Raw genomic sequence first — 11,134 nt, 5'->3', positions numbered from 1 at the left:
CGGAGCCGTTGACGCCGAGCACGCCGATCTTGGCGTCGGGATAGAACGACAGATGGACGTTATCGAGCACCTTGCGGTTGCCCGGATAGGTCTTGGACAGACCCTGCATGAAATAGACGAACTGGCGCGCCATCGTGTTCCTTGAAAACCCGTGATGTGTGGAGATTTGCTGGCGCTGATGTAGCGGCGCTGTTGCAAAAGGGCAACCGGCCTTAACAATTTAGCAAGCCTAACAACGGCCACTCGGCCGGTCCGGACAATAAAAACAGCTTTTTAATCAATCCCGCCAAGACTGCCCTTGCAACGTTTGGGGCGATTTTCGCATAGGGAAATCGCCGGGCAACCGGCAGAAACGCGCCATGGCAACCATCGTATCTTCGTCCTCATCCCAGTCACCAGAGAGCCAGACTCGCCAGCTTGGGCTGGTTGGCGAAATCCGCGAGTTCTGGCATCAATTCATCGTCGCGGCGTTCCATCCCTATCGGCCGGAACAGCATTACATGCGCGGCCCCGGTCCCGCCTGGCGCGCCAAGCACGTGCCCTCCTCGAACCTGCATTCGACCTGATCTCACGCGTATTTAGCGGGCGGGCGCTTGCGCGCGCCGGCGTTGCGCGCGACCATGCTCCATCCCGAGGCAGCGCTTCCCGCTGCCACCACCCCGATGGATGGACTTCGCCATGACGCGGCTGCGCTGTGCAATTACCGACGACTACCTGAACCTCTCCACGAAGGTGGCCGACTGGTCGCAGCTTATGGACCGCGTCGATGTCACCGTATTCAACGAGCCGTTCGCCTCCACCGAGGCTGCCGCCAGTGCCCTGAAGGATTTTGAGATCATCTGCGCGATGCGCGAGCGCACGCCGTTTCCCCGCGCGTTGTTCGCGGCATTGCCCAATCTGAAGCTGCTGATCACCTCGGGCATGCGCAATGCGGCGATCGATTTGGATGCCGCCAAAGAGCACAACGTCGTGCTGTGCGGGACGCAATGGGGCCGCGATCCCACCGCGCCGCTTACCATGGGCATCATTCTCGAACTGACCCGCAATATCGGCCGCGAAAGCGCGCGCATGCATGCCGGCGAGCGCTTGCAGAAATTCGTCGGCCTGGAGATCGAGGGCCGGACGCTGGGCGTGCTCGGCCTCGGAAAACTCGGCAGCAAGGTCTCAAAACTTGCGCAAGCCTTTGGCATGAACGTGATCGCATGGAGCCCGAACCTGACGCCGGAGCGCTGCAAGGAAGTCGGCGTCGGCTATGCCAGCAAGGAAGAGTTGTTCTCCGCCGCCGACATCGTCACCATCCATGTGGTGCTGAGCCAGCGCTCACGCGGGCTGGTCGGACGCGAGGATCTGGCGCGGATGAAGCCGACCAGCTACCTCGTCAACACCGCGCGCGGACCGATCGTGGATGAAGCCGCACTGCTGGAAGCCCTGCAGCACCAGAAGATCGCCGGCGCCGGGATCGACGTGTTTTCGGTCGAGCCGCTCCCGGTCGATCACCCGTTCCGCAAGCTCGACAACATCGTGCTGACCCCGCATCTCGGCTATGTCACCGAGGAAGGTTTTCGCAACCATTATCGACAGATGGTCGAGGGCATCGGCGCGTGGCTCAAGGGCGAGCCGGTGAGACGGTTGGCTTAGTCCTATCGCACCGTCACCGGAGCGGGCAGCGGCGGCACCACCGTCGGCCCCGTACCCGGAGCCCCGGACATCGGCGGCAGTGCGCCGGCGTTCGGGCCGGGCATCGGCTGCGCCGAGGCTGTCGCAGTCGATGTCGGCGGAGCGCCGCCGGGCAACACCACCACGCGGGTGCCGACCTTGACGCGTTCGAACAGGTCCGAGACGTCCTCATTGAGCATGCCGATGCAGCCCGAGGACACGAACTTGCCGATGGTCGACGGCTGGTTGGTGCCGTGGATGCGATAGACGGTAGAGCCGAGATACATCGCGCGGGCGCCGAGCGGGTTGCCGGGACCGCCGGCCATGAAGCGCGGCAGATAGGGCTGGCGCTCGATCATCTCAGTCGGCGGATGCCAATCCGGCCATTCCGCCTTGCGCGAAATTTTTTGCGTGCCGGTCCAGGTAAAGCCGTCACGGCCGACGCGGACCCCGTAGCGGATCGCACGCCCGCCACCAAGCACGTAATAAAGGTAGGTGTTGGGAGTATCGACGATCAGCGTACCCGCCGGCTCCTTGGTGGCGAAATTCACTTCCTGGCGGCGCAGGTTCGGCGGCAGTTGCGCGGGACCAACCTCGGGCTGTTCGTCGGGCGGCAGCGCGGACAGCACCATCGGCCTGCCGTCCCCTGCTTGCGGCGGCTGCACCGAACCGGTGACGGCGCCGGGCGGGCCGATGGCCTCGGGCGGCCGCAACGCGCGGTCCTCGTTCGGATAGATGAAGCCCGACCCGGGAATGCGGTTGTCGCCGCCGCGGTCCGAATAAATCGGCTGCGGCGGCGCACCCGGACGGTCCGAATAGATCACCGGCGGCGGTCCATCGAGACGGCCATAGCGCGGATCGTCCGGAGACAGGATCGGACCCTGCGGCACCGCGCGGTCGGAATAGACCGGAGCGCCGACGGGGCGGCCGTAGCGCGGATCGGCCGGCGACAGAATTGGGCCGGGCGGGGACAGCGCGGTGGAACCGGGGCCGCGCTGGACTTCATCGTCTTCCAGCGCGTCGAAATCCGCCGGCACTTCGCGGGCATCGCGCTGACCAGCCGGATAGCCGCCGGGCGGATAATTTGGGTCGCGGGAATAGCCGGATCCGGGGGCCTGCGGATAAACCTGCGCCAGCGCAAGCGAGGTTCCCGCCGCGCCCGCCGCGACGGTCGCCAAAATGGTCAGAATTCGTTTGATCATCATCGCCCTTGTATAATCCCAAGCCGACACCGGATCGTTAACGGCCAGATGACGGAGGATAGCGGCGCATTCAAGACAAATCTGCGAATTTGGCCGCGATTCCGAGATATTATCACGCCCCGGACCGGCGTGGCCAAGATGCCGCATTGGCAAAAAGGCGTCGCCAACGGGTCAAACGCTGGATTTGTAATGATCCTGGCCGAGAGGTTACGGTTATTCTCGAATCAGCTTGATTCGCTGCCTTCTGGCGCCGAGCTGGGCGGTCCTGTCGTCACCGCGTTCCCTGAAGGCCTTCGCGGACATCCCGGCGAAGACGGAACCCATTTCATGCTTCCCGGCTTCCGTTTCCTGCTCGGCGCAATCGTGCTGGCGATATCGATGCTGATTTTCGGCCTCGGCGCGGCGGCCCTACTGCGCGCGGCGCACCAGGAATTTGCCAGCATCCCCTCGCGGCGCGGGCCGCCGGAGACGATATTTGCACGGCAGAGCGACGCCAAGCCGACGCTGGCGATGCTGGCCGTCGAACCGCCGGCGTTGGATCAGGCCGCCGCAAAGCTGGCGACATCGGACTACGCACAGGATCAAGCGGGGATCGGCGCGGCGCCGGCAGAGCCGGAGAAGCCCGCATCCGGGCCCGACCAGATCGCGGCGCTGACCGACCTCGCAACACCGGCGGAAAGTTCATCACACTCCGAAACGCCCACGCCCGAAATTGCCGCAACCGAAACACCGGTTCCGGCCGAGGCACCGGCGGAGACCGAGGCGCCGTCGCCACCCGTCGAGACAACAGTCGCGGCGGTCGCCGAGATGACACCGACCGAGCCGAATCCGGCCCCCGTGACTACGCCGGAGCATGCAACCGCGCCGCTTGAGGACAGCATCGGCATCGCGCAAACCAGGATTGCCACCCTCGGCGGCCCGCCCGTGACCATTGAAACGCCCGCGCCGTCAAAGCTCGCCCCCGCCGTGCGCAAGAAATCCGCCCAGACCAAGCGCGCTACCAAGCGGCGCAGGATTGCGCAGCGCGCCCGCACCGCACCTCCGGCGCCGCAGCAACCTGCGAACCCGTTCGGCAGCTAGAGCATGATGGCTGTAGGTCGGATCGCCATGACGTTCAGGTCACCTCTCCCCGCAGGGGAAAGGTCGGATCGCATCGCAGATGCGATCCGGTGAGGGGACTTTCAGCGAGACCGAACGCGGGGAAAGACCCCGAAGCCTTCGCTGCGCTCCGGCTTCGACCTCTCCCCTGCGGGGAGAGGTAAAGAAGCCGCTTCAACCTAAATTCATCACGCGCTAGGCCCGCGGCCGCATTTCAGCTCGGCAAGTCGGTTTGCCCCGGCGCTCCTACTGCTCGACGAACGAGATATCGCCGACGACCGGCTTGGCGTCCGGCGCGGGGTCGCCTGACGGCACGATCGTCACCGTGTGATCGGCCTTCAGCAGCCCTCTGGCGTCGAGGTTCGCCGCGACGTTCGTAACATCGAAGCTGACCGGCTTCGAGCCGTGCTGCGAATGATCGTCACCATGCGGGACCGCGTCGAAGAAATTGAATGACCCGACATAGTTGCTGTTGATCGGATCCGACGGGGCATTGCCCTCGGGCAGATCGAGATAGACACGATAGACCGTCTCGGGCGGGGCATCGGCCTTGATATTGCTGATGACCAGATAGAGCCGGCGGTTCTCAGGCAGCGCGGACAGCCGGGCTGCGAGCGGCGTCGCGCCCGGTGCGGCAGCCGCTGGTGATGCCGCAGCCTGCACATTCACCCGCACCGGCGCCGCGCCGAGAGCAATCGGCCCGGCTTGCGACTTCGCCACCGTCGTTGCAGGCGCGGCCGCGGCGGCGCTGGGCGACGTGGCGGCGGCGACAAGCAGCGGCGCACCGATCAGCTGGTCGTATTTGTAGTCGCACTTCTTGGTGTTGGTATAATCCTTCACGACCGCCTTGACCCCCTGTCCGTTGGGGCCGGCAAATACGAATACCTTGTTCAGCCAGGCCGCCGTCACGGGATTTACGTGGCCGGAGTTGTTCCAGCTCACCCAGATGCGGTCGATGTTGCAGTGATGCATCCAGAAGATCGGATCGTTCGCGGCCCACGGCACCGACCCCATGCCCTGCCCGTTGCCGACGAAGACGTGCACGTTGCCGTGAAGACCCTGGTCGAGTGCCTGATTGAAGCCCGGCGCAACGCCGGCCGGCAGATAGGTGGGCTGGGAAAGCGCGCTTGTCGGACTGAGGTCCATCGCAACGCCGATCCCGTTGAAGATCGGCTGGCCTGCATTGACGACGGCCCTGCGGTTGGGCCGGAACAGCGGCCCCCACAAGGGATCGTTCTGCATGCGGAATTCTTTTGGAAGCGGATAACCGGCCGGCACCGAATAATTCCAGTACGGCAGCGAGAAGGTCGCGTCGCGCAGCACTTGTCGAATGATCTGCTCGAAATAGCAGACATACATCCGGTGCCAGGGAAGGAAGTACGGCTCGTCGGCCGGATTGAAATGCGCCTGGCAGGTGTTCCACATCGCCGTTGCCAGCGCCTTCTGCGGCGAGGGATTTGGCCCGAAGATCGAGGCGATCGCGGCCGCCTTGGTGGTGTTGGTCGGAACCGCGTGGGTATACCACTGGAAGGTCCAGCTCAGCGGATTTGACGGCGGCAGCGCCATCATGAGCTTCACTGCCTGGGCGTATTTCTTGAGCATGGCCTGGCCGTTCGGCGATGCCAGGTTGAACCGCGTCACGGTCGCGGCGTTGGCTTCCTTGATGAAACCCGGAAATATGCTTGCGCCTGCTCCTGCAAGCCCCCCGGCGACGAGATTACGACGAGAAAGTTTCGTCACGACTACCTCCTTGCAAATGACATTATGAAATCACGGCAAGCTTACCGCAGCGCAGACGGCTGCACAACAAAATACAATCTTTAATTGTTTTACTAAAATTTCAGACCGGGTCCAAATTCGCGATAGAGCAAGTTTTATTGCTCGACCAATGCGATTTCGCCAATCACAGGCTTGGCGCTGGCACGGGGAGCAGACATCGGAACGATGGTCACGGTGGCGAGGTCGCCCGAGGACCTGCCGGATTGCAAGGTCTTGAGCAAGTTCGTGACGTCGAAACTGAAAAAGCGCGGATCCCGCCCTGCCTTTTCCTCGCTATAGCGCGCGGCATTGAAGAAATTCAGCGAACCCACATAGTGAGGTCCATCGGGGTTCGGGGCGACGCCCTCCGGCAGCGCAAGGTAGACCTGATAAACCGCCTCCGGCTGCTCGTTGGTGCCGAGCCCCTTTGCAACGAGGTACACCTTGCGGCCCTGCCGCGCGGTCGCGACCCGTGCGGATAGCGATGCAGCGCTCCCCGCCACGGGCGCAAGGGTCACGGCCACCGGCCCGGCGCCAAGCGCCACGGGTTTGCTGGCCGACGTCGCCAGCGTTTCAAACGATTCAGCCGCCATCGGGTCGACACCGGTTGTGATCGCCGCCATCCCGGCGATCAGCAGTAAGGAAAAACGATAGCTGGTTCGCATGACCTGTCGTCCTGGCACGCGCCGCGGCGGCTGCCGCCGAATGTGCTCCCGTGTAAAGCCTAAATTGTGGTTCGCACTGCACACACCACCCCGGGCCGCAGCAATTTTCCGTGACCTCTTCAGGCCGGTCCGGTCGCAATCGGAGGCCCATCGGGCAGGCCCCATTCGGACCACGAGCCATCGTAAAGCGCCGTGCCGCGCACGCCGAGCCGATACAGCGCGAGCGTCAGCACTGCGGCCGATACGCCGGAGCCGCACGTCGTCACGACCGGTTTTGTCAGTTCGACGCCGGCGCCGTTGAAAATCTGCCGCAGGTCGCCCAGCGGCTTCATCGCGCCGGTCTTGGCGTCGAATAATTCGGCATAGGGAACGTTGCGGCTGCCGGGGATGTGTCCCCCGCGAAGACCCGGTCGCGGCTCAGCCACCGTGGCCTCGAAGCGTGGGCGCGGACGCGCATCGATCAGCTGTTCCGCATGCGTGTCCAGGTTGGCGACCAATTGTTGCTTGCTGCGGACGAAATTCGGATCGAGCTTTGCCTGAAATTTCCCGGGTTTTGGCGTCACCTTGCCCGAATGCGTCGGACGACCCTCGGCTTCCCACTTCTTCAGACCGCCATCGAGCACTTTGACGTTGCCATGCCCGAACGACAAAAACATCCACCACGCGCGGGGTGCCGCAACCCAGCCACCGGAATCATAGGCCACCACGGTGTCGCCGCTGGAAATGCCGAGCGCTGCGACATCGCGCGCGAATTGGGCGGCGTCCGGATACATATGCGGCAGCGGCACCGAGTGATCGGAAACCGCGTCGACGTCGAAAAATACCGCACCCGGAATATGGGCGGCGAGATAATCATCGATCGGCAGCGGCATGACGCCGGGCAGCTTGAACGACGCGTCTACGATGCGAACTTTGGGGTCGTCGATATGGGCGGCGAGCCAATCGGTCGAGACAAGCGGATCGTCGGTGGATGTCATTATGCAATCTCCCCCACACTCCCGTCATTGCCGGGCTTGACCCGGCAATCCATCTTCTTCGAAAGAGTCTTCTCGAAGAGTGATGGATACGCGGGTCAAGCCCGCGTATGACGAAACTAACCCTTCGCCTTCTTCGGCTCCCACTTTTCCACCGGGCCGCCGGCGTCGCGCCAGGCGGCAAAGCCGCCGCCGAGATGCGCGACCGGCTTCAAGCCCATGTCCTGCGCGGTTTTGGCGGCGAGCGCCGAGCGCAGGCCGCCCGCGCAATGGAAGATGAATTTCTTGTCGCCCTGGAAGATCGGCTTGGCATAGGGGCTTTGCGGGTCGATCCAGAATTCCAGCATGCCGCGGGTACAGGAGAATGCGCCGGGGATCTTGCCGTCGCGCTCGATCTCTCTGGGGTCGCGGATATCGACAATCACCACCTCGCTGTCGGCGCCGCTGTGGTAGGCCGCGATGGCATCGGCCGCGCTCACGGTTTCGATCTCGGCATTGGCCTCGTCGATCATCGCCTTGATGCCGCGGTGGATGGTCTGGGGCATTGAAGATCCTTTGTCCAACTCTCTTGACTCGTGCCCCGGACGCAGCGCAGCGCGTAGCCCTTCGCGGAGCGGTGCGCTGCAGAGCCGGGGTCCCGGTAACGATGGCGTTTAACCGGGGTCCCGGCTCTGCGGAGCGGCATGAAGAATGCCGCACCGCGTCCGGGACAAGTGTTCACCGCACCAGTTCCTTCATCGCGCTCTCCAATCCTTCGATGGTGATCGGATACATGCGCTGCGAAAACAGCCGGCGGATGATGGTGGTGGATTCCGAATAATCCCAGTGCCGCTGCGCCACCGGGTTGAGCCACACCGCGTGCGGATAGGTCCGCGTGACGCGCTCCAGCCAAACCGATCCCGCCTCTTCGTTGACGTGCTCGACCGAGCCGCCGGGCACCATGACCTCGTAAGGGCTCATCGACGCGTCGCCGACGAACACCACCTTGTAGTCGTGCGGGTATTTATGCAGCACGTCCCAGGTCGGCGTGCGGTCGGTGAAGCGGCGGCGATTCTGCTTCCACACGCCCTCATAGAGGCAGTTGTGGAAGTAAAAGTATTCCATGTGCTTGAATTCGGTCTTGGCCGCCGAGAACAATTCCTCGACCTGCTCGATGTGCGAATCCATCGAGCCGCCGATATCGAAGAACACCAGCACCTTGACCGCGTTGCGCCGCTCCGGGCGCATATGGACGTCGAGATAGCCGTGGTTGGCGGTTTCCTTGATGGTGGTGTCGAGATCGAGTTCGTCCGCCGCGCCGGTGCGGGCGAACTTGCGCAGACGGCGTAGCGCGATCTTGATATTGCGGATGCCGAGTTCGACATTGCCGTCGAGATCCTTGAACTCCCGGCGATCCCACACCTTCACCGCGCGAAAGTTGCGGTTCTTCTCCTGGCCGATGCGGATGCCTTCCGGATTGTAGCCGTGCGCGCCGAACGGCGAGGTGCCGGCGGTGCCGATCCATTTGTTGCCGCCCTGATGGCGGCCCTTCTGTTCTTTCAGCCGCTCGCGCAGGGTTTCCATGAGCTTGTCCCAGCCCATCGCCTCGATCTGCTTCTTCTCTTCCTCGGTAAGATATTTTTCGGCGAGCTTCTTCAGCCATTCGGCGGGAATGTCCGCCTTCTCCATGGCGTCGAGCAGGCTTTCCAGCCCCTTGAACACCGTGCCGAACACGCGGTCGAATTTGTCGAGATTGCGCTCGTCCTTCACCAGCGAGGCCCGGGATAGATAATAGAAATTCTCCACCGTCTGTTCGGCAAGGTCGGCGTTGAGCGCCTCCATCAGCGTCAGGTATTCGCGCAGGGTCACCGGGACCTGGGCGTCGCGCAGCGATGTGAAGAATTGCAGGAACATGGGCGAGCACTTTGCTCTTGATAGGGCATCCGTCAAGGGGTTGTGGCGCAGGTCCGGACCGCGGCTTTTAGAGGCGCGGAGCCGCCATGCATCCTGTAAAGTCTGCCCCAGTGGCCTAGAACCCCGGTATTATTTCAACTAAAGTTGGGCCGTTGCCGTCTCAAACCTGGGGGAAATTCCATGGACTCCATTATCGTTTGGCTGATCGTAGGCGCCATCGCCGGCTGGCTCGCCGGCCTGATCGTCAAGGGCGGCGGCTTCGGCCTGCTCGGAAATATCGTCGTCGGCATCGTCGGCGCGGTGGTGGCAGGATGGCTGCTGCCGTATCTCGGAATCACTCTGGGCGGAGGCATCATCGCCGCGATTATCCATTCCGCCATCGGCGCCGTGATCGTTCTGGTCATCATCTCGATGGTCAGACGCGCCTGACGACCGGCTTCATCCTGAAAACGACCGCCGCGCTGGCGGTCGTTTCGTGTTTAATAGAGAAACAGCAAGGCAGACTTTCCGATGAAATTTACCGGCACCAAAGACTACGTTGCCACCGATGATTTGAAAATCGCCGTCAATGCCTCGATCGTGCTGGAGCGCCCGCTGCTGATCAAGGGCGAACCCGGCACCGGCAAGACCGTGCTGGCCGAGGAGGTCGCCAAGGCGATCGGCGCGCCGCTGCTGACCTGGCACATCAAGTCCACCACCAAGGCGCAGCAGGGGCTGTACGAATACGACGCGGTGTCGCGGCTGCGCGACAGCCAGCTCGGCGACCAGCGCGTTTCCGACATCAGCAACTACATCAAGCGCGGCAAATTGTGGGACGCCTTCACCCATGACAAGCGGCCGGTGCTGCTGATCGACGAAATCGACAAGGCCGACATCGAATTTCCCAACGACCTTCTGCTCGAACTGGATCGCATGGAGTTCTTCGTCTACGAAACCGGCGAGAACATCAAAGCAAAACTGCGCCCGATCGTGATGATCACCTCCAACAATGAAAAGGAACTGCCCGACGCGTTCCTGCGCCGCTGCTTCTTCCACTACATAAAATTTCCCGACCAGGAGACCATGAACCGGATCGTCGACGTGCATTTCCCCGGCATCAAGCAGCGGCTGGTGCAGGAAGCGCTGCGCATCTTCTTCGAAGTGCGCGAAGTGCCCGGCCTGAAGAAGAAGCCATCGACCTCGGAATTGCTCGACTGGCTGAAACTGCTGCTCAACGAGGACATGACGCCGGAAATGCTCAGGGAGCGCGACCCGCGCAAACTGATCCCGCCGCTGCATGGGGCGCTGCTCAAGAACGAGCAGGATGTGCATCTGTTCGAGCGGCTGGCGTTTCTGAGCAGACGAGAGGTCTGAATGCGCCGTGCCCCGGACGCAGCGCAGCGCGTAGCGATGCGCTGCAGAGCTGGGGGCCCTAACGCAGCGCCGGTGTTCGTGACGGTCCCGGTTCTGCGAAGCAGCGCAAAGAGCGCTGCATCGCGCCCGGGACATGAGACAATCGTCATTGCCGGGCTTGACCCGGCAATCCATCCCCTTCGAAAGACTCTTGCGAAGAGGGATGGATACGCGGGTCAAGCCCGCGTATGACGCTACGTGTGTTGCGGCATCTCGTGCTAAATCTGATCCTCAGATTCAAACAGCCACACTTCTGCGTTCTCGCGGCGCAAAGCGTCCGAGGTTTGCCAGTCCCTCGCGATCCCAAGCGAGGGGGTGGAGCGGCGGGAGGCGCCAGGGCACCAACGGGCACCCTTAGAGGCGGGATTAACGTACCCACCTCGCGCGGCAAGGCACCGCGCGCGCCCAAGGCTAGGCGCAGCGCCTCCCGGCGCTCCACCAACCAGGCCATCGACCGTTCCGGGGCCCCGGTCCGGCCAGCTCTCGCTCTGTCCGC

At 63.1% G+C, this 11,134-nt stretch carries 11 protein-coding genes; 5 read left to right on the top strand and 6 right to left on the bottom strand.

Annotated elements, in window-relative coordinates; genetic code table 11:
* Positions 1-359 precede the first annotated feature (359 nt).
* Together VGP39_RS03705 and VGP39_RS03700 are read left to right on the top strand one after the other, a co-directional pair.
* Positions 360-566 (top strand): hypothetical protein, encoded by a 207-nt coding sequence (locus tag VGP39_RS03705; protein WP_327566755.1) that lies wholly within the window; start codon positions 360-362, stop codon positions 564-566.
* A gap of 112 nt (positions 567-678) precedes the next feature.
* Positions 679-1,638 (top strand): D-2-hydroxyacid dehydrogenase family protein, encoded by a 960-nt coding sequence (locus VGP39_RS03700; protein ID WP_327566754.1) that lies wholly within the window; start codon positions 679-681, stop codon positions 1,636-1,638.
* Positions 1,639-1,640: 2 nt separating this feature from the next.
* Here VGP39_RS03700 and VGP39_RS03695 read toward each other — a convergent pair whose 3' ends face one another.
* Positions 1,641-2,861: a L,D-transpeptidase gene (locus VGP39_RS03695; RefSeq protein WP_327566753.1), complete on the bottom strand. Its 1,221-nt coding sequence runs from the start codon at positions 2,859-2,861 to the stop codon at positions 1,641-1,643.
* 324 nt (positions 2,862-3,185) lie between these two features.
* Here VGP39_RS03695 and VGP39_RS03690 point away from each other — a divergent pair, with 324 nt between their 5' ends.
* Positions 3,186-3,938 carry a hypothetical protein gene (locus tag VGP39_RS03690; protein ID WP_327566752.1) on the top strand — a complete coding sequence of 251 codons (753 nt, stop codon included), beginning with the start codon at positions 3,186-3,188 and terminating at the stop codon, positions 3,936-3,938.
* A gap of 264 nt (positions 3,939-4,202) precedes the next feature.
* Here VGP39_RS03690 and VGP39_RS03685 read toward each other — a convergent pair whose 3' ends face one another.
* The 5 genes from VGP39_RS03685 to VGP39_RS03665 all read right to left on the bottom strand — a co-directional run bounded on the left by VGP39_RS03685 (position 4,203) and on the right by VGP39_RS03665 (position 9,246).
* Complete coding sequence (locus VGP39_RS03685) at positions 4,203-5,696, bottom strand: tyrosinase family protein (protein WP_327566751.1); 1,494 nt, start codon at positions 5,694-5,696, stop codon at positions 4,203-4,205.
* Between the two features lie 134 nt (positions 5,697-5,830).
* The gene (locus VGP39_RS03680) at positions 5,831-6,379 is read right to left on the bottom strand and encodes a hypothetical protein (RefSeq protein ID WP_327566750.1); all 549 of its coding nucleotides are present in this window, start codon (positions 6,377-6,379) and stop codon (positions 5,831-5,833) included.
* Between the two features lie 119 nt (positions 6,380-6,498).
* Entirely contained in the window at positions 6,499-7,356 is an 858-nt protein-coding gene (gene sseA / locus VGP39_RS03675) for a 3-mercaptopyruvate sulfurtransferase (RefSeq protein ID WP_327566749.1), read from the bottom strand.
* 116 nt (positions 7,357-7,472) lie between these two features.
* Entirely contained in the window at positions 7,473-7,898 is a 426-nt protein-coding gene (locus VGP39_RS03670) for a rhodanese-like domain-containing protein (protein ID WP_327566748.1), read from the bottom strand.
* Between the two features lie 172 nt (positions 7,899-8,070).
* Entirely contained in the window at positions 8,071-9,246 is a 1,176-nt protein-coding gene (locus VGP39_RS03665) for a VWA domain-containing protein (RefSeq protein WP_327566747.1), read from the bottom strand.
* Positions 9,247-9,426: 180 nt separating this feature from the next.
* Between VGP39_RS03665 and VGP39_RS03660 the strand changes: the two genes are divergently transcribed.
* Together VGP39_RS03660 and VGP39_RS03655 are read left to right on the top strand one after the other, a co-directional pair.
* Positions 9,427-9,675, top strand: a complete 249-nt coding sequence (locus VGP39_RS03660; RefSeq protein ID WP_327566746.1) for a GlsB/YeaQ/YmgE family stress response membrane protein — start codon at positions 9,427-9,429, stop codon at positions 9,673-9,675.
* A gap of 81 nt (positions 9,676-9,756) precedes the next feature.
* Positions 9,757-10,599 carry a MoxR family ATPase gene (locus VGP39_RS03655; RefSeq protein ID WP_327566745.1) on the top strand — a complete coding sequence of 281 codons (843 nt, stop codon included), beginning with the start codon at positions 9,757-9,759 and terminating at the stop codon, positions 10,597-10,599.
* The last annotated feature ends 535 nt before the right edge of the window (positions 10,600-11,134 follow it).

The sequence above is a fragment of the Bradyrhizobium sp. genome (assembly GCF_036009065.1).
Taxonomy (GTDB): domain Bacteria; phylum Pseudomonadota; class Alphaproteobacteria; order Rhizobiales; family Xanthobacteraceae; genus Bradyrhizobium.
The sequence above is the reverse complement of the archived record's forward strand: the minus strand, read 5'-3'. Positions and strand labels throughout refer to the sequence as shown.